The organism is Streptomyces albireticuli (assembly GCF_021228125.1).
Taxonomy (GTDB): Bacteria; Actinomycetota; Actinomycetes; order Streptomycetales; family Streptomycetaceae; genus Streptomyces; species Streptomyces albireticuli.
This window is the reverse complement of the sequence record NZ_JAJQQS010000013.1, coordinates 205,710-224,048: the sequence shown is the minus strand read 5'-3', so window position 1 is coordinate 224,048 and position 18,339 is coordinate 205,710. Positions and strand designations below refer to the sequence as shown.

The 18,339-nt window shown below is 73.7% G+C and carries 12 protein-coding genes; 7 read left to right on the top strand and 5 right to left on the bottom strand.

Annotated elements, in window-relative coordinates; all coding sequences use genetic code 11:
• The first annotated feature begins 10 nt into the window (after positions 1-10).
• From LUZ64_RS23720 to LUZ64_RS23700, 5 genes are all read left to right on the top strand, one after another.
• The gene (locus tag LUZ64_RS23720) at positions 11-712 is read left to right on the top strand and encodes a ribonuclease H family protein (protein ID WP_095580700.1); all 702 of its coding nucleotides are present in this window, start codon (positions 11-13) and stop codon (positions 710-712) included.
• Between the two features lie 294 nt (positions 713-1,006).
• Positions 1,007-2,584, top strand: coding sequence for a GMC family oxidoreductase (locus LUZ64_RS23715; protein ID WP_095580698.1), 1,578 nt, complete (start codon positions 1,007-1,009; stop codon positions 2,582-2,584).
• A 159-nt stretch (positions 2,585-2,743) separates the two neighbouring features.
• On the top strand, positions 2,744-4,198 hold the full coding sequence (locus LUZ64_RS23710; RefSeq protein ID WP_232390351.1) for a hypothetical protein: 1,455 nt from the start codon (positions 2,744-2,746) through the stop codon (positions 4,196-4,198).
• A 373-nt stretch (positions 4,199-4,571) separates the two neighbouring features.
• Positions 4,572-5,186, top strand: coding sequence for a hypothetical protein (locus LUZ64_RS23705; RefSeq protein WP_095585234.1), 615 nt, complete (start codon positions 4,572-4,574; stop codon positions 5,184-5,186).
• A 162-nt stretch (positions 5,187-5,348) separates the two neighbouring features.
• Positions 5,349-6,701, top strand: coding sequence for a phthiocerol/phthiodiolone dimycocerosyl transferase family protein (locus LUZ64_RS23700; RefSeq protein WP_095585235.1), 1,353 nt, complete (start codon positions 5,349-5,351; stop codon positions 6,699-6,701).
• 126 nt (positions 6,702-6,827) lie between these two features.
• Here the strand turns inward: LUZ64_RS23700 and LUZ64_RS23695 are convergent, their stop codons facing one another.
• The 4 genes from LUZ64_RS23695 to LUZ64_RS23680 form a co-directional block, all read right to left on the bottom strand.
• The gene (locus LUZ64_RS23695; RefSeq protein ID WP_095585236.1) at positions 6,828-7,157 is read right to left on the bottom strand and encodes a winged helix-turn-helix domain-containing protein; all 330 of its coding nucleotides are present in this window, start codon (positions 7,155-7,157) and stop codon (positions 6,828-6,830) included.
• A complete protein-coding gene (locus LUZ64_RS23690) occupies positions 7,157-7,612 on the bottom strand; it encodes a hypothetical protein (protein ID WP_095585237.1) in 456 nt (151 codons plus the stop codon). The genes LUZ64_RS23695 and LUZ64_RS23690 overlap by 1 nt, the downstream gene beginning before the upstream one ends.
• 52 nt (positions 7,613-7,664) lie before the next feature.
• Entirely contained in the window at positions 7,665-11,744 is a 4,080-nt protein-coding gene (locus tag LUZ64_RS23685; RefSeq protein WP_308251439.1) for an amino acid adenylation domain-containing protein, read from the bottom strand.
• Positions 11,745-12,172: 428 nt separating this feature from the next.
• Complete coding sequence (locus LUZ64_RS23680; RefSeq protein WP_107426724.1) at positions 12,173-13,504, bottom strand: 3-dehydroquinate synthase family protein; 1,332 nt, start codon at positions 13,502-13,504, stop codon at positions 12,173-12,175.
• Between the two features lie 305 nt (positions 13,505-13,809).
• On the opposite strand from LUZ64_RS23680, the gene LUZ64_RS23675 reads away from it, so the two are divergent.
• Entirely contained in the window at positions 13,810-15,687 is a 1,878-nt protein-coding gene (locus tag LUZ64_RS23675) for a cholesterol oxidase substrate-binding domain-containing protein (RefSeq protein ID WP_095585239.1), read from the top strand.
• Here LUZ64_RS23675 and LUZ64_RS23670 read toward each other — a convergent pair.
• Complete coding sequence (locus LUZ64_RS23670) at positions 15,668-15,874, bottom strand: hypothetical protein (protein ID WP_095585240.1); 207 nt, start codon at positions 15,872-15,874, stop codon at positions 15,668-15,670. The two genes, LUZ64_RS23675 and LUZ64_RS23670, sit on opposite strands and share 20 nt — an antisense overlap.
• Positions 15,875-16,481: 607 nt before the next feature.
• Between LUZ64_RS23670 and LUZ64_RS23665 the strand changes: the two genes are divergently transcribed.
• Positions 16,482-18,335: a phage tail sheath C-terminal domain-containing protein gene (locus tag LUZ64_RS23665; protein WP_095585241.1), complete on the top strand. Its 1,854-nt coding sequence runs from the start codon at positions 16,482-16,484 to the stop codon at positions 18,333-18,335.
• Positions 18,336-18,339 lie beyond the last annotated feature (4 nt).

Here is an 18,339-nt window from a genome sequence, read left to right as displayed (position 1 = left end):
TCATCGGTGCATGTCTGATCGCATCATCGCCGCCTGTGACGGGGCTTCCAAGGGCAACCCGGGGCCCGCCGCCTGGGCCTGGGTCATAGCCGACCCGCACGGAACCCCCGAGCGCTGGGAGGCGGGCCCGCTGGGCCGCGCCACGAACAACGTCGCGGAGCTCACGGCACTGGAGCGGCTGCTCGAGACCACCGACCCGGCCGTGCCCCTGGAGGTGCGGATGGACTCGCAGTACGCCATGAACGCCGTGACCAAGTGGCTGCCGGGCTGGAAGCGCAACGGCTGGAAGACGGCGGCCGGCAAGCCCGTCGCCAACCAGGAGCTCGTCGTCCGCATCGACACCCTGCTCGCCGGCCGCGTGGTGGAGTTCCGCTACGTACCGGCGCACCAGGTGGACGGCGATCACCTGAACGCCATCGCCGACCAGGCCGCCAGCGACGCCGCCGTGTCCCAGGAGCCCGCGGGCACCTCCCACGGGGCCGGGGCCGTGCCCGTGCCGGCGGCGCGCACCGAGGCCCCGAAGGGCGGCCGGTCCGGCGCGCCGAGGGCGGGGAAGCCCGCGGCGGCCAGGGGTTCGCGCACGTCCAAGACCTTGAGCGCGAAGTTCGCGGGCCGGTGCGTCTGCGGTCGCTCGTACGCGGCCGGCGAGTCCATCAGCAAGAACGCGAAGGGCTGGGGCCACCCCGAGTGCCGGGAGTCGGCGCGGTCCTGAGCGGCGGCCGGTACCGGCGGTGAGGCGGGGCCCGGCAGTCCGCCGGGCCCCGCCGCGTACGCTCCGGACCTCCTCCCACCGCTCCGCTCCGGTGGCCGGAACCGTCCGGTCGGCATCCCCGGGCCGGATGTCACGTCGAACGCCCGAGCGATCACCCGCCCGGTGACCCGTGAATGGCCGAACGCCGACTCCCGGCTGGCCGGTAAGCGGCTGTGTTCACACCCCTGCCCGAATATGGTCCGGCCCTGGGATGCCGCACCGGCCGGCACACCGTCCGACGGGGAGGGGAAGCCCATGCACGACGCTATCCATGACTACATCGTGGTGGGAGCGGGCTCGGCGGGCTGCGTCCTGGCGGCCCGGCTGACCGAGGATCCCGGCGTCCGCGTCCTGCTGGTGGAGGCGGGACCGCCCGACGACGCCCAGGAGATCCGTGTCCCGGCGGCGATGGTCAAGCTGTTCCGGACCAAGTACGACTGGGACTACGTGACGGAGCCCGAGCCGGGCCTGGACGGCCGCCGCGCCTACCTCCCGCGCGGCCGGACGCTCGGCGGCTCGTCCTCCATGAACGCGATGATCTACATCCGGGGCAACCGCCGCGACTACGACGGCTGGTCCGACGCCGGCGCCAAGGGCTGGAGCTGGGACGAGGTCCTCCCGTACTTCCTGCGCGCGGAGGACCACCACGCCGGCGTCTCCGCCCTGCACGCGGCCGGCGGCCCGCTGACCGTCAGCGAAGGGCGCTCCCGCAGCCCGCTCATGACGGCCTACGTGGAGGCCGCCCGCGAGGCGGGCCACCCGTTCAACCCGGACTTCAACGGCCCCGAGCAGGACGGCGTCGGCTACTACGACGTCACCCAGCGCGACGGCCTGCGGTGCAGCACCGCCGACGCCTACCTGCGCCCCGCCCTGGACCGGCCCAACCTGACGGTGCTCTCCGAGGCCCGGTGCACCCGGCTGCTCTTCTCCGGCGAACGGGCCGTCGGCGTCGAGGTCGAGCGCCACGGCGCCACGGCCGAACTGCGCGCCGAGCGGGAAGTCGTCCTCGCGGCGGGCGCCTACAACTCCCCGCAGCTGCTGATGCTCTCCGGCATCGGCGTCGCCGCCGAGCTCGAAGCCCTCGGCATCACACCCCGCGTGGACCTCCCCGTCGGTGAGAACCTCCAGGACCACGGCAACGTGCTCCTCATCCACCTCACCGACACCGAGTCGCTGATGACCGCGGAGACCCCGGAGAACTTCGCGCTGCTGGAGTCCGAGGGCCGCGGACCGCTCACCTCCAACGCGGGGGAGGCGGGCGGCTTCCTCCGCTCGCGCGAGGGGCTGGACGCCCCGGACATCCAGCTCCACGCGATGCCGGCGATGTTCGGCGAGGAGGGCCTCGGCGTCCCCGTCGCCCACGCCTTCAGCCACGGCGCCGTCCTGCTCGACGCCACCAGCCGGGGCAAGGTCACCCTCCGGTCCACCATGCCCAGCGCCAAGCCGCGCATCACGCACAACTACCTCACCACGGAGGAGGACCGCGCCACGGCCGTACGCGCCCTGCGGATACTGCTCGACATCGCGGGCCGGCCCGCCCTGAGCGCCCACCGGCGCGCCGACCACCTCGTGCCTCGCTCGGACTCCGACCACGACCTCCTCGACCACGCCCGCCGCTCCCTGCACACCCTCTACCACCCGGCGGGCACCTGCGCGATGGGCACCGTCGTCGACTACGAACTGCGGGTGCACGGGGTGAGCGGGCTGCGGGTCGTCGACGCCTCGGTCATGCCGACGCTCGTACGGGGCAACACCAACGCGCCCACGATCATGATCGCGGAGAAGGCGGCGGACCTGATCCGCGGCACGGCGGGCGTCGCGGCCGGGCCCTGACGGCGGGCCAGGGCGCCGGACGGGCCGGGATTCCCCCGGACCGCCCGCACCCGGCCGCACCCACCCGTGCCCGAGCCGTCACCCACCCGTCACCCCTCGGCCATCGAACGCGCAGGGGAATGCCACGTCCCTGTTCCGGCCGGCCCCTAGCGTCCCCGTATGACGACGTCTCAGGCGTCACCGGCCCCCGCCCCCGCACCGCCGTCGCCGGGGCTCCGGACCGAGGTGACGCCGGCCGCCCCGGGAGCGCCCCCGGCGCGCCGCCGGCCGGGCCCGCGCACGCCGCTGGTACGGCTGCGGACCCTGTCCGCGCCGGGCAGGCTGCGCGCGCAGGCTCTCGCCATGCTCGTCGTGCTCGCCGCGCTCTGCGCGGTCGTCGTGACGGGCACCGTCTCCGTACGTGACGACGCCGCCGCGCTGCACCAGGTCGTCGCCGGCCGGGCCACGGCAGCCGCCGATCTCCGGTTCGCCCTGGCCGACCTCGACGCCCAGCGGGCCAACTCCCTGGTGCCGGGCCATTCCGCGGACCGTCCGGCCGTCCTCCCGCCCGGCCGCTCCGCGGAGGAGTACGAGGCCGGCAACCGCGTCCTCGCCCTGCTCACCGCGCAGCAGCGCCGCACGGAAGCGAGCGACCTGTTACGACGCCTGGCCGCCGACCCCGCCGAAGGCCCGCGCGTACGCACCCTGCTGGACGGACTGGGCCGTTACGACGACCTCAGCGGCCGCTCGGCCCACGTCGACGAGCAGACCGCCGACCGCCTCGCCGGGCGCCCGCCCGCCACCGCCGTCACGCTCTCCGTGGAGGCTGGGCAGGTCATGCACACCGAGCTGCTCCCCGGCGCCGTCGCGCTCGCCGCGGACTACCAGCGGCGGGCGGCGGAACTCGAAGGCCGCGCGGCCGGCGCCGCCACGCGGGCCGCGGCCGTGGTCGGCGCGGTGGGCGCGGCGGCGACCGGTGTCCTGGTGCTCTGCCAGTACCGGCTCGCCCGCCGCTACGGCCGGGTGTTCAACCCGCCCCTCCTCGCGGCCACCCTCGCGGTCGTCGCGATCACCGCCACCGGCCCCTGGGCCCTCCTTTCGACCGCCGACGCGCTCCGGGCCGCCGGGCGGGACGGGCTGCGGCCGTGGTCCCGCCTCGCCGAGGCCCGCGCGGTCGCCGCGGAGGCCGCCGCCACCGAGAGCCGCTGGTTCGTCCGCGACACGGCCGTCGGCTCACTGGAGAGCGCGAGGTTCCACGCCCTGACCGGCCGCCTCGACACCCTGCTCGCCCCCACCGGCTCCACCGCCCGCGCCGCGCACCGGGAACTGCTCACACGCTACGGCCACTTCCGCGAGGACGACCGGAAGCTGCGGCGACTGCGGGCGGCCGGTCGGCTGGAGGAGGCCACGGTCGTCCTCACCGAGGTCGGCCGCGGCCGCGTCGCCTTCGACTTCTGGGACTTCGCCACGAGGCTGGACACCGAGGCGGGCGGGCACATGGCGACCTTCACCACGGAGGCGGGACGGGCGCGCGGCGAGCTCTCGGGGTGGCCGGCGATTCCGGCGACGGGGGTGGGGGTGGCCGGGGTTCTGGTGGTGGTGGGGGTGCGGGCTCGGTTGGCGGAGTACGGGTGAGTGGGGCGGGGGCGTGGGCGTGGGTGCGGGGTGGGGTGCGGGCGCCTGCGGCGGGCTCTTTCCCCGGCCCCGCCCCTTCCCGCTGCATCCGATGTGCGGCTCCGCCGCGTGAGGGGCTCCGCCCCGGACCCCGGTCCTCAATCTCCCCCAGCTACCGCTGGGAGGTGCCCCCGGACGGGCTGACTGGTTGCCCGGAACCGGGCGAAATCCAGCCCGGCCGGCGTTTGAGGCCACCGCGCGGCAGCGCGGAACGGGAGCCCGGGGATCTCCCCGGTTTCGGGAAGGGGCGGGGCTGGGGAAAAGGCCCCGCGCAGCGGTACCCCGACCCGCCGCCCGACACCCGCACCCACCGCCCGTGCCCCACAATCACCTCATGGACGTCCTCGCACTACTGGAAGCCGCCTCCCTCCTGCCACCCCACGGCACCCCCACAGACAACACCCTCACCGCGGACGACCTCTGGGACTACCTCGCCCACGACCAGTGGGAGATCGCCCTCACCCTGCTGGAAGAACTCCGCGGCACCGATCCGCTTCCCACGGGCTTCTGGAAGTCGATGGCAGAGGCCGCCGAGGAGCTGCGGCTGGAGCGGAGCCGCGCCTGGTGCTGGTGGCGATGGGGCGAGACCCGTAGCGGCGTCCTCCGGGCGGAGCTCACGCTCCGGCCGGCCGCCGAGACAGGGCGGCTTCTCCCCGTATTGGGCGCCGGCGTCCTGAGGCCGTTGTGGAACGTGGGCAATCGCGCGCCCGACGGCGGGATCTCCCTGAATATCGCCTCCCTCTGGGTGGAGAACGCCCTGGAACTGCCACCCGGGGGAACGGCCCTCGTACGGCTCCTGCCGCTGACCCCCTCGCAGTGGCGGCACGTCGCCCCGGGCGACGTCCTCACCATGCACGAGTCCGCTCCGGTCGCCGGCACCGCGACCGTCCTGGAGGTCGGACCGCCTGTGGAGCCGCCCCTTCCGGCAGCTGGCGAGGGCCCTCGGTAGGCGCCGTCACCCCGGCCCCGGGTTCCGCTGACCACCTCGTCCCAGGGGTGCCAGGTCCACCCAGGAGCGGTACCTGGCCCCATTCTCCGGCCCGCCGCGGGCCGGAAAGGTGGGGGGTGCCGCCGCAGCCGGGCGGCGTGAACCTCAGCCACGGAGTCCGAGATGACCACGCAGCGCGCCCTTTCCCCCTTCGAGACCGGCTACTTCAGCGCCTCGGCGCGCTTCGGGAGCGTCCCGGTCGCCGGCATGCCCCTGTTCGTGGGGTCGGTGGTGCACGGCACCGTGGACGCGGACCTGCTGCGGCGGACCCTGGCCGAACTCGCGGACGTACATCCGCTGCTGCGCTGCCGGGTGGTCACGGAGGGACGGGACGGCGGGAAGACCGGGAGCGAAGGTGCCCTGGAGTTCCGGCTCCAGGACGACTTCCGCCCGGAGCTCGACGTCACCGATGTCACCGACGGCGGCGACGCGGCGTACCTCCGGCTGATCAACACCCGGCAGGACTGGACGGAGGGCCTGTTCCGGGGACGCCTGCTGCGGGACGGCTCGTCGAGCCGGGTGGTGCTGGTCGTCCACCACGGGATCGCCGACGGCCGGTCCGCGTTCGCGCTGCTCGACGAGATGTGGCGGCGCTACACCGCCCTGGCCTCCGGCACCGGCCTGTCCGTGCCGGTCGGGCGACGGCTGCCGGACGCCGTGGACACCCGGCTCGCCTCGGTCGTGTCCGACGCCGAGGCCGACGAGTTCCTCGACCTGGTGGCCCGGGGCACCGCCGAGGGCGGCCCGGTACCCGCGACGCTGCCGCCGGACGGCGACGGGGCGACCGACGCCCCACGTGACCGCTTCGCCCTGGACCGCGTCGAGCTCGACACCGCGACCACCGAGGCGCTCGTCGCCACCGCCCGCGCGCACGACCTGACCGTCAACGCCTTGCTGTGCGGGGCCGTGCTCGCCACGGTCCGGGCGCATCTGGAACCGGCGGCGGGTGCGCTGCCGATGCTCTGCGGCCACGCCGCCGACCTGCGTTCCTCGCTCCGGCCCGAGCTGTCCGCGAGCACCGTGCTCAACTGCGCCTCCGGACTCGGCACGATGCTGGCGGTGGACGCCGGCGCGGACCCGGTCGCGCTCGCCCGGGAGGTCTCCGCCGACGTCCGCGCCGCCCTGGCCCGCCGCGATCCCGGGCGGTTCATGCTCGCCTCGCAGCGGGTCCGCGGCGAGGCGGAGGCGGCCGCGCTCGGCGTCCGGCCGACGATCGCCGTCTCCAACGTCGGCCGGATACCCCGCCACCCGGTGCCCGAGGGCCTGACCGTCGTCCGCGACGAGGGGTACGCGATGGCGGTCGGGATGCCGCCGAAGCTGACCGTGTTCACCTACGACGGGAAGCTGACCGCGCAGGTCGAGTACGACACCGCCGTGCACGGCCGGGAGCGGATGGGACGGTTGGGCCGCGACCTGGAGACGACACTGCGGAAGGTCGCGCTCACCCCGGCCGGTCCCGGCGTCACCACCGTCTGAGGAACGGCGGAGGATCCTTCCGCGATCGTCCTGTCGCGGCACCGGGCCGGCTCTTCGCTCTCGGCGCGTCGTCGGGGGGTGCCGCGCCGGGGGTCTCCGCCGCGGCGGCGTTCGACTCCAGGAGTGCTAGTCCACGTCGCCGTCCGGCTCGGCCCGCTGCGCCGGGGCGCTCGCGGCCGCGACGATCCGGCCCAGCGCCGCCGCGTGCCGCCGGAACGCGTCGCGGCCGTGGGGGGTGAGCCGGACGTGCGTGCGCCGCACCCCCTGGTCCCGGCCCTTGCGGACCGTGACGTACCCGGCGTTCGCCAAGGCGGAGATCTGCTTGGACAGGGCCGAGTCGCTGGTGTCGACGGAGTCCCTGAGGAAGGCGAACTCCACCCAGCCGGCCGGCGCGAGCAGCGCCACGACCGACAGTCGTGCCGGGACGTGCAGGAAGTCGTCGAAGTCGGGATCCATCAGACGTTCCGGCTGTCCCGGCGCACGATCGCGGTGAGGAGCGGGCGCGTCCAGCGGGCGCCCGCCAGGCTCGTCAGGGCCACGGCGGTGGCGGCGATCGTGTGCGGCGCCGGCAGGTCGGCCGCGTGCGCGATGGCGAGGGCGGCCAGGTAGAGCACGACGAAGACGGCCGACACACCCGCGTAGAGCAGCAGTTCACGGCCGCTGTGCCGCCGCCGGACGGGCGCCCGGAGCTCCTGCGCGATCAGGGTGCCGGCCAGGAGGACGACCCCGAGGGCCAGGGTGGCGCTGCTCCAGGGGTGCGGAAGGTCGAACGAGGAGAACTCGACGAAGAGCGTCACCGCCGTCATCAGCACATAGGAGCGCGAGAAGCCGTGGTGGATGTACGCGTCACCGGTGTGTTCCTGGAACCGGCGGATGTCGTCGAGCGCGGCCTGGGCTTCGTACGAGGTCATGAGAGGTCCCCTGATCTTCCGGCTGGCTACTTTCCTGAGAGGAAAGTAGCACTTACTTTCCTGTGGGGAAAGTAAGGTCGAGGCGGTGGCGGACGGCCCGGACGAGCTCGTCGATGCCGGGGTTCTTGAGCAGGCCGTAGTGGTCCGCCCGGAGGTTGACGACCGTGGGGGTGCGGGCCGCGTATCCGGTGGTGTTCTCGATGAACGAGTAGTCGTCGCGGTCCGCCTTGAAGATGGTGACGGGCGCCGAAATGCGACGTCGTGTCAGTTCGTCGAAGGTGTAGCGGAACGAATGGGTCTGGCGGGCGATGCTGGTCACTCTTCTCACCGTTTCCGTGTCGAGGTCGGTGAACCGTTGGCTGATGAACGCGGTGAAGGTCTCCTCGTCCCGGGTGGCCCTGAGGCACTCCGCCAGGGCGGGACCGGTGGTGCGGCCGGCGAAGACGGAGTAGAGGACCGTCACGAACGCCGGGTCCTCCCACGGGGTGCCGGTCCGCCGCTCCCCGGCCCGGTGCGAGGCGCGGACGCGGGGTGAGCCGGGAGCGATGAGGAACAGGTGGTCCACCCGCTGACCGGCCCCTTCGAGGAGATGGGCCGTCTCGAACGCGACCCGGGCACCGAAGGAGTAACCCCACAGGGTGTACGGGCCCTCGGGCTGGAGCCCGGTGATCTCCTCGACGTCCGCCGCGGCCATCTCGCCGACGGTGCCGTACGGGACCTCACCCTCGTTGATGCCATGTGCCTGGACGCCGTAGACGGGCCGGCCGAGAGCGGTACGGGTGGCCAGCAGCCGCAGGTTCATGGTGTAGCCGCCCAGACCCGGCCAGCAGAAGACGGGCCTTCCCGCGCCCCCGGCCCGCAGCCGCACCAGGCGCGTGACGCCCCCGGTGTCCCCTCCTGCGCTCCCGCCACGGCCCATGGCGCCCGGCACGTCCTCCCGGCCGGCCCGGCCGGCGGCGTCGACGTGCCGGGCGAGCTCCTCGACGGTGGGCGCGCCGAACAGGATCTGGAGGGGCAGGCGGGCCCCGCCGAACTCCTGGTTGAGCCTGCGGACCAGGCCCACCGCGATCAGGGAGTTTCCCCCGACGGCGAAGAAGTCGTCGTGGACGGAGACCTCACGCAGCTTCAGCGCCTTCCGCCACAGCTCCGCGATCCGCCGCTCCGTGCCCGTACGCGGAGCGGTGAACGGCCGCCCTGCCTCCTGTGCCGGTTCCTCGGCCAGCGCCCGGACGTCGATCTTGCCGTTGGGGGTCTGCGGCAGCCGGTCCAGGACGGTGACGCTGTCCGGCACCATGTGGCGCGGCAGCGCGTTCCCCAGGTCCTCCTTGATCATCTCGGCGGGGCCCTGCATATGGACGACGTCCTCGCGCATCCCCTCGCCGCGCCGCTGGTCCTCGCTGACCCGGCCCCCGACGAAGAAGTAGCTGGGTCCCGTGGGCCGTCCGGCGGCGGTGAGGAGGTCCGCCATGCGCAGCGCGGCGGGCAGGTCGTGGCCGGTGGCCGAGCTGTAGCCGCTGGACATGAACCCCAGGCCCACGTCGTTCATCTGGAGGTGCTGGAGCGCCCGGCCCAGGTCGACGTACGCCAGCCAGCCGCGCCCGGGGCCGGCCACGACCGTGACGCCCATGCTCGCCCGCCGGTGCACCTGCTGGTTGATGGCGATGACGTGCCTGCCCTCGACGAGACCGTCGGAGATCCTCTCCAGCTCGCCGTCGTGGTAGCGGTACTGCCCGCCGGGCAGGTCCGCCATCTTCCCCGGGTGGGCCTGCACATAGATCTCGATGCCGTCCGGCAGTCCTCCGGCCCTCGCTCCGGCGGGGACGATCGCGAAGCCGCCCAGGTAGTGGTCCTCCTCGGCGGCCCCCACGGCCCCCTTGACCTCCGGGGCCTCACCGGCGGGCCGCAGGGCCAGGCCGAAGCGGGGGAGCACCGCGTCGAACAGGCCCACCATGTGGCCCGTCTCGATCTCCAGGACCTCCCGGATGTTGTCCCGGTAGACCGGCTCGATCGCCCGCCGCTTCCCGATGAAGTGCACCCGGAGGCCGCTCGCCGGGCCGGTCGTACGGTCCGGGCCGCTCATGAGGACCAGCCGGTGGTGGACCGGGTGGTAGTAGTAGCGGCCCGGTGCGAGACCCGCGACGGCGGCCCCGTCCGTCTCGACGTACAGCTGCGTGGCGTACAGCGACCCCGGGGAGGCGTAACCGTACTTCGGCAGCAGCCGGTCGGAGCTGTGGAACTGCCCGAAGTAGCGGAGGATCTCCCCGAGTTCGCCGAGCGGCAGCGACAGCGGCCCCGGGCCGCGGCGGGGAGCGGGCACGGGACGCCCCGCGGTCGCCGCGTCAAGCAGGCGCAGGACGTCGGCCTTGCCCACCGGGCCGCCCTCGAAGAACCGGTAGGTCTTACGGGCGAAGACCAGACGCCGCTGCCGCTCCGTCGGCTCCCGGCCGGGCAGCTCGGTCACCGGACGGCCCCGGAGCTCCTCCTCGCCCCGGCACCCGGGGTTCGACAGCTGCGCCCTGACCTGGAGCCTGCTCCGCTTCGACCGGTGATGGGCGCCGCGGTTCCCCTGGTCCATCAAGGCCGCCTCCTTCGGATTGAGCTCCACGAAGGAGACCAGCCGCTGGAACCCGGTGCGCGGGTCGTCCTTGACGAGCACGGCCGCGCTCTTCACCCAGGTGTGGCCCTCGACGGCCAGGCGTATCTCGTCCAGTTCGACGCGGAACCCGCGCAGCTTCACCTGCCCGTCGGTCCTGCCGGCGAACTGCACCGTCCCGTCCGGGTTCCGGAACGCCAGATCACCGGTCCTGTACAGCCTGTCGCCCTGAGGCGTGGTGAGGAACTTCCGCGCGGTGAGGTCGGGGCGGTGGAGGTAGCCGCGCGCGAGCTGCACGCCCCGGATGTACAGCTCTCCCTTCTCGCCCACGGCCGCCGGTGAGCCCCCGGGAGTGAGGATGTGGAAGCGGGTGCCGTCCACCGGTGTCCCGATCGGGACGGTCCGGGAGCCCCCGCCGTGCGCGGGGTCCCCGTATCCCGCGCGGGGCACGGTGAACGAGGAGGCGTTGATGGTGCATTCGGTCGGCCCGTACAGGTTGACCAGCTCGCAGCCGGGCAGCTCGGCCAGAAAAGCGCGGGCCAGATCCGCCGAGAGGGCCTCGCCGCCGCTGAAGACCTGCTCCAGGGAGGCGCAGTAGCGCAGCTCCCCGGTGTCCAGCAGCGCCTGGAGCAGGGTCGGTACGCACTGGAGGGTGCTCACCCGGTGCCGGGCGACCGCCTCGACGAGGGCCTGCGGATCTCGGTGGCTCCCGGGGCGGGCCAGGACGACCGTACCGCCGACGGCGGGCGCGAGGACCTCCCACTGCGCGGCGTCGAAGCCGAGCGGGGTCTTGTGCAGCACCCGGCGGGTCCCGTCCAGCCCATGGGCGGAACGCAGCCAGCGCATCTGGTGCGCGATGCTCCGGTGTTCGATCATCACCCCCTTCGGCTTCCCGGTGCTGCCGGAGGTGTAGATGACGTACGCCAGGTGGCGCGGGCTCCCGGCCTCACCACCGGAGGAGCGGGGCACGCCGCCGTCGTCCGCGCCGGAGCCGGCACGGGCCGCGGCGTCCCGGAGGGTGACGACGCGGGTGCCGGGCGGGGCGAGGCCGGACAGCTGACGGCGCAGGGACTCGGTGGTGAGGACGACCTTCACCCGGGCGTCGTCGATCATGTAGCGCAGCCGCTGCGCGGGGTACTCGGGGGGGAGCGGCAGATACGCGCCACCGGCGAACAGGATCCCCCACAGCCCGGTCACCGCCTCCAGGGACGCCTCGGCGAACAGGCCCACGCACCCGTCCGGCTTTACGCCCAGGTGGCGCAGGTATCCGGCCAGCCGGGTACCGGCCTCCGCGAGCTCGCGGTAGGTGAGTACGTCCCGGCCGTCGCCTCCCTCGGCGCTCCCGTACCCGGGACCCCTGTCGAGGATCACCGCGGTGGCGTCGGGGCGGATGCGGGCCTGCTCCAGGAGCATGCGGGGGAGGTACGCGCTGTCGCCGTCCTCGGCGCCGTCACGGCCGGGAGATCCGGGGCTCGCGGTGGCGCTGTTCGTGTTCGTGTTCGTGTTCGTGGAGGTGGACGTGGTGGCGGGGTTCGTCATGACTCGGTTCCGTTTCGGTTCACGTAGCTGTATTCCGGGCTGCGCCCCGGGCTGTACTCCGGCCGGTGCCGGGGGAGCACGGGGGTGTCCGGGTCCGGCGCCGGAGGTTCGCCGGACGACCCGGCTCCGCCGCGCCGACGGGCGTAGGGGCAGGCCGCCCGGCGGAAGTACGCCGACCGCCAGCGGCGCCGTGCCGCGCACCCGGGTGGCAGGACCACGAAGGGGCACGACGTTCGGGTGAGCGGGACACGGGTGTCCGGTGCGGACATGGTGAGCTCCTGATGTACGGGGCCCCGGCTCCGAAGGGCGGGGCGTACGGGTCGGGTGGTGCCTGTTCCTCCACGGTGGGCGTCCCGGGGCCCCGGCCGCATGAGAGGAGGACTCCGTCCGTGTCCCGGTCCGTGTCCCGGTCGTCGTCCCGGTCGCCGTCACGGACGGCCGGGACCGGAGGCCCGGGCCGGGTGTCGCATCACCGTCGGCGGCACGCCCACGGGGACCGCCGGCGCACGGACCCCGCTCAACCGGGCCGCCTCGGCGTGGCCGGCGGACGGGACGGCGGCCGCCACGGCGGCCAGGCCCGCCCGCAGCAGCGGACGGCCGGTGGCGGTGAGCATGCCGTCCCGGCCCATGTGGGGCCGGCCCAGGTCGTCGAGCAGGACCATCGCGCCGCCGCCCGGACCCGCGATCACCCTCTCCACCACGCGTTCCGCGGACAAGGGAACGGGGAGCCGCAGCGGGGCTCCCCAGCGGGCGATCAGATCCCGGTGGGCCCGCTCGGCGGCCGGGTCCAGCAGGCCGGCTTCCACCGCGACGCGCGCGGCGACCAGCATGCCGAGCGCCGCCGCGGCCCCGGCCGGCAACGTCCCGCCGGCCTCCGCGCGCAGCGCGTCGGCCACCGTACGCCCGTAGGACAACGCCCTGGCCGGGCCCTGTTCGAACGGGTCGTAACACACGGCGGTGGCCCGGCACTCGGCGCACAGGACGAGGAACGAGGCCAGGACCCCGGGGTCGTGGTCGCCGCCCGGCCGGAGCCGGGCGGCCACGGAGTCGTAGGAACCGGGCCTGACCGCCAGGACGTTCCGGACCAGCGGAGCGAGGCCGTCGCGCACCTTCGTGGACGGAAGCGTCCGGAGGAACTCCAGCTGCGCCCGTACCAGGACCGGGGCGGTACGGGGCCGGCCGTCGGCGTCCACGAGGGAGAGCGCGGTGTCGGCCATGGCCCGTGGCGTGGTCGGCATCAGGACCAGCCGTGGCCGGCCGCCTCGCCCGCGGTGACCGTTCTCGCCGTGTCCGCTGTCGCCGTGACCACGCCCGGCGAGGTCCGCGGCCGCTTCGATCACGCGGGTGCCGCCCAGGGCCACGACCACCGAACCGGGTGCGACCCGCACACCCTCGGGAACGCCGCCGCCGGCCGACCACGACAGGCGGGTCGGCGCGTGGGCGCCCAGGTGACGCAGGACGCGGGCGATGTGAGCGCGCGGCACGCCGCGTTCGGAGACCAGCAGGAACTCCTCGGCGCCCAGGGCGTCCGCGACCCGTGGGAGTTCGGCCCACGAACCGTCCCCGTGCCGTATCCGTACGGGGAAGTGCGCGCATCCGGCGAGAACCGCCCGGTCCAGCGCGATCTCCGGTGAGGTCGCGGAAGGCGAAGGTGCGGACGGGGAGGGCGCGGACGTGGAGGGCGTGAACGGAGAGGGCGCGGGGGAGGCGAACCGGGCGGGAGAAGCGGAGAACGGCGGGGGAGCTGGGATGACGTTCATGTCGGTGCTCGCTGGTGAGCTCGTAACGGTGGGCTTGCCCGTCCACCGTCGGCCGCCCGGCATCCCGAGGTCATGAGCCGAGGGCCCCCACCGCGCCCCACGTCCGTCCCGCCCCATCGGGCGACGGCGGGGCGCGGAGAGGCAGCATCTTCCCGGCCGTCCGGTCGTTGTCCATGTCCATCCGGCTCCGGCTCCGGCTCCGCCTCGAACCGATGGCACCGCACCGCACCGCATCACACCGCACCGAACCGATCCGCCCCGCACGTCACCGCATCGCCCCGCTCGCGCGCGGAAGGAACCCCGCCATGACCCCCGACAGGCCCGCTCCTCCAGCGCCGACCCGGCGCCGCCTGCTCATCGCCGCCGCGGCGGCCACGACCGGCACGTCCGCCCTCCTCCTGGCCGCCCGCGCGGCCCGGGCCGCCTCCGGCTCCCTTCCCGGCCCCGCCACGCCGGTGGACACCCCGCTCGCGCGACCGTACGGCTTCCCACCGGGGATCCGGCTGGTCCGGCGGACGTTCCGCAACTGGTCGGGCGAGATCGTCCTGGACGCGGTGCGGACCGCCCTGCCCACCGGCCCCGACGACCTGCCGGTCCTGGCCGACTGGGCCGCGGCGACAGGCAGGCGACTCCGGGCGAAGGGGACGGGCCACAACTGGTCACCGCTGCTGGCCTCCCCCGACCGGCCGTCGGACCGCCTCGTCCTGGTCGACACCACCCGGGCACTGAACGGCATCACCGTCCACCCCGGTGACGGCGACGGCCCGGCCCGGCTCACCGTCGGTGCCGGTGCGACCCTGGACGCGGTGCACACCGCCCTGGAGCGGGCCGGACTCGGCCTGGTCGGCGCGCCCTCCATCGGCGGCCTCACGATGGGCGGCGCCCTCGCCGTCGGCGCCCACGGCACGGGCGTTCCCCTCGCGGGCCGTCCCACCCCCGCCCACAGCGGCTTCGGCACCCTCAGCGACCTCGTCGAATCCCTGACGGCCGTCATCCGGGACCCGGCCACGGGCCGCTACGTCCTACGGACCTTCCACCGCCGTGAGGACGACACCGCGGCCTTCCTCGTCCACCTCGGGCGGGCCTTCGTCACCGAGGCCACCCTGCGCGTACCGGCCGGCATCCGTCTGCGCTGCCGCAGCAGCGTGGACATCCCCGTGACCGAACTCCTGGGCCCGCCCGGCGGCGAGGGGCGCACGGTGGCCGGCCACCTGGCGGACACCGGCCGTGTCGAGGTCTTCTGGTTCCCCTACACCGACCGCGCCTGGCTGAAGGTGTGGAGCGTCGAATCCCACCGGCCCCCGCTCGCCCGCCGCGTCGACCACCCGTACCCGTACGCCTTCACCGATCGCGTCCCCCGGCCCGTCTCCGACCTGGTCCGCGACGTCCAGCACGGCGTCCCCGGAGCCACCCCCCTGCTCCTGGCCGGGCTGGCGGCCCTGATCCCCGCCGGGCTCACCGCGACCGGCACCTGGGACCTGTGGGGCCCGTCGAAGAACACGGTGCTGTACGTGCGCCCCACCACCCTGCGCTACGCCTTCGCCGGCTGGGCCGTGCTGTGCGCCCGCGCCGACGTCCAGCGCGTCCTGCACGACTTCCGGATCCGCTACGAGGAACTGCTCACCACCTACCGCGCGCGGGGACTGTATCCCGTCAACGGGCCCGTGGAGATCCGGGTCACCGCGGCCGACGGAAGCCCTTCGTCGCTTGCCGGTCCTTCCGGTCCTTCCGGTCCTTCCGGTCCTTCCCGTCCTTCCGGTTCCGCCGCGCCGGAACCCGCCTGGGCGCCACCGGCGCTCTCCCCGGCCCGTCACTGCCCCGACCGCCCCGAGTGGGACACCGTCGTCTGGCTCAACTCCCTGCATTTCCCCGGCACACCGGGTGCCCCCGCCTTCCACCGGGACCTGGAGCGGTGGGCCGTGTCCCACTACGGCGACTGGTCCCTGCTCCGCCCGGAGTGGTCCAAGGGCTGGGCGTACGGCACCGAGGGCGCCTGGAGCGACCGCTCGCTGATCGCGCGGGGCTGGCCGGACGCCTTCCGCACGGGGCAGAGCCGGGGAACGCGCTGGGACGAGGCCCTCGCCGTACTCGACCGCCACGACCCGGCGCGGGTGTTCAGCAGCCCGCTGCTGGACGAACTGCTCCCGGCGGTCCGAGGAGCGCCTAGCGGGGAACTCCGGTAGCGCCCTGCCCGCCGCTCGACGACCCGCCGCCCGACGACGCCCGCTTCCCCTCCGGCTCAGGCCCCTCCCCGCCCGCCGGGGCACCCGTCTCGCGGGCGAGCCTCTCGCGGCGCTTCTCCGCGAGCTCCGCCGCCATGCGGTCCGAATGCAGCCGCATATCCGCCTCCGCCTTGAGGTCGAACAGCACGATCCCTCCCCGACAACCTCAACAGTCCGACACCCGGGCCGGAGTAAGTCGTATCAGCTTCAAGTGTCCCCGTGCCGCCCGCGTTTGACCCGGTCGGCGGCCCTCGGCCGGGTGTCCGTGTACGCGCCCGTCCTCGCACGCGCGGTGTCGCGCACCACCCGGCGCGCTTCCCGTCGCGTGCGCCGGGAGCGGACGCCCCGGCCGAAGCCGAAGACCCGCTCGGGGCCGATTTCGCGACGGCCGGAAAACCCTCCCGGATCCCACCCCCCCCGCACGGGGATCGGAATTCAAATTTCCGCATTCGTTGATCGCTTATCGCGAAGTGGATCTAGCGCTCCAACTGATCTTCTCGGTAAGCGACTTGAGGAATACATCGACCTTTCCAGGATCTTGACGCGGCGTTCGTATCCGGCTCATGATGGGCGCGCGCAAAGGCGCCAGGAGTCACAAGCGGGTGCTTGAGTCCCTCGTGACATGGAGTCGCGAGGTTTATGACGGGGAACGTCCCATTTCGCATTCGCGTGCGCATTCGCGTATGTCGCGACGAGGCATTGTGAAGATCGGCTCCCCTTCATATCTCTTGACGTCTGGAGGAAATGGAGGGTCAATGCCGGTGCAACCGACCTATCCCGGCGTCTACATCGAAGAACTTCCCAGCAGCGTCCGTACCATCACGGCGGTCACCACGTCCGTGGCCGCCTTCCTCGGGCACACCCGCCGGGGTCCGGTCAACCGGCCGGTCACCATCACCAGCTTCGCGGACTACGAGCGCCGCTTCGGCGGCCTGGCCTCGGACAGCGCGGTCAGCTACGCCGTCCAGCAGTTCTTCCTCAACGGAGGATCGGTCGCGGTCGTGGTGCGGGTGGGCGCCGCGGGAACGGGCAAGTCCGCCTCCGTGAAGCTGGCGTCGAGCCAGACCGAGGCGGCCGCCTCGGCGCTGGATCTGGTCGCGAAGGAGCCCGGGGGCTGGGGCGACCAGCTGCGCGTCGCCGTCGATTACGACACGCAGAAGCCCAAGGAGACGTTCAACCTGCACGTCTTCGACGGTTCCGGCGGAGCGCGGGAATCCTTCACCGGGGTCTCCATGGAGCCGGGACACGCCCGCTACGTCAAGGCCCTGGTGGATTCCGCCTCGTCCCTGGTCCAGGTGGCCTCGGTGACCGGCAGTGGCCGGCCCGATCCCGTCGGCACGCTCTCCAAGCCGTTCGGGGCGCAGCTTCCCGACCTGGCCGTGTCGATCGACGTCAGGATCGGCGCCGTCAAGCACACCTTCAAGATCTACGCGGGGGAGGCGGACGGCAAGGAACAGCCGAAGAACGTGGCCCAGCTCGCCCTCCTGCTGGAGCGGAAACTGCGGGCCCTGCCCGACGCCCCGGGCAAGCGCGCGTTCGCGGGCACCCGGGTCACCGCCTTCGGACAGCGGCTCCAGGTCGTCGCGGGCTCTACCGACAAGGACGACGTGGTCCGCTTCAGCGGCGACGCCGCGGGCCCGCTCGGCCTGGAGGACTTCGCCCGGCCGCCGGTCTTCGAGCTCAAGGGCGGTGAGGACGCGGGCCCGCCGGGAATGGCCGACCTGATCGGCAGCGAGGCCGCGAAGACCGGCATCAACGCCCTGCGCGACGTCCAGGACGTCAACCTCCTCCTCCTGCCCGAGGTCGCCGCCTACCCCAGCCCGGACGACGCCGCCACCGTCCTGTCCGCCGCCGCGGCCCTGTGCCAGGAGAAGCGGATGTTCCTGGTCGCCGACGCGCCCGCCGCGTGGCGGAGCCTCGACGCCGCGCGGGCCGGCCTCGCCACCTTCGAGTCCGTCCCGGGCACCCACGCCGCCCTGTACTTCCCGCACCTGGAGATGGTCGACCTGGTCACCGGTCGGCTGCGGGCCTTCCCGCCCTCGGGCGCCGTCGCCGGGATCATGGCCCGCACGGACAGCGAGCGCGGGGTGTGGAAGGCACCCGCCGGCACCGAGTCCCGGCTCTACGGGGTGCGGGCGCTCACCGTCCCGATGACCGACCGGGAGAACGGTCTGCTCAACCCCGTGGGGCTCAACTGCCTCCGGTCGTTCCCCGTCGTCGGCCCCGTCGTCTGGGGCGCGCGGACGCTGGCCGGGGCCGACGTCCTCGCCTCCCAGTGGAAGTACGTGCCGGTCAGGCGCCTGGCGCTGATGCTCGAGGAGAGCCTCTACCGCGGCACCAAATGGGTCGTCTTCGAACCCAACGACGAGCGTCTGTGGGCGCAGATCCGGCTCAACATCGGCGCGTTCATGCACACGCTCTTCCAACAGGGCGCGTTCCAGGGCACGGCCGCGCGCGAGGCGTACTTCGTCAAATGCGACAAGGACACCACCACGCAGGACGACATCAACCGCGGCGTGGTGAACGTCGTGGTCGGATTCGCGCCGCTCAAACCCGCGGAGTTCGTGATCGTAAAGATCGAGCAGATGGCCGGACAGATCGAGGTATAGGAGC

What these genes read in the sequence shown, in the direction of transcription:
- LUZ64_RS23665 (WP_095585241.1), top strand. Translation starts at nt 16,482, where the DNA reads ATGCCGGTGCAACCGACCTATCCCGGCGTCTACATCGAAGAACTTCCC.
- LUZ64_RS23715 (WP_095580698.1), top strand. Translation starts at nt 1,007, where the DNA reads ATGCACGACGCTATCCATGACTACATCGTGGTGGGAGCGGGCTCGGCG.
- LUZ64_RS23680 (WP_107426724.1), bottom strand. Translation starts at nt 13,504, where the DNA reads ATGAACGTCATCCCAGCTCCCCCGCCGTTCTCCGCTTCTCCCGCCCGG.
- LUZ64_RS23705 (WP_095585234.1), top strand. Translation starts at nt 4,572, where the DNA reads ATGGACGTCCTCGCACTACTGGAAGCCGCCTCCCTCCTGCCACCCCAC.
- LUZ64_RS23675 (WP_095585239.1), top strand. Translation starts at nt 13,810, where the DNA reads ATGACCCCCGACAGGCCCGCTCCTCCAGCGCCGACCCGGCGCCGCCTG.
- LUZ64_RS23700 (WP_095585235.1), top strand. Translation starts at nt 5,349, where the DNA reads ATGACCACGCAGCGCGCCCTTTCCCCCTTCGAGACCGGCTACTTCAGC.
- LUZ64_RS23720 (WP_095580700.1), top strand. Translation starts at nt 11, where the DNA reads ATGTCTGATCGCATCATCGCCGCCTGTGACGGGGCTTCCAAGGGCAAC.
- LUZ64_RS23710 (WP_232390351.1), top strand. Translation starts at nt 2,744, where the DNA reads ATGACGACGTCTCAGGCGTCACCGGCCCCCGCCCCCGCACCGCCGTCG.
- LUZ64_RS23695 (WP_095585236.1), bottom strand. Translation starts at nt 7,157, where the DNA reads ATGGATCCCGACTTCGACGACTTCCTGCACGTCCCGGCACGACTGTCG.
- LUZ64_RS23690 (WP_095585237.1), bottom strand. Translation starts at nt 7,612, where the DNA reads ATGACCTCGTACGAAGCCCAGGCCGCGCTCGACGACATCCGCCGGTTC.
- LUZ64_RS23685 (WP_308251439.1), bottom strand. Translation starts at nt 11,744, where the DNA reads ATGACGAACCCCGCCACCACGTCCACCTCCACGAACACGAACACGAAC.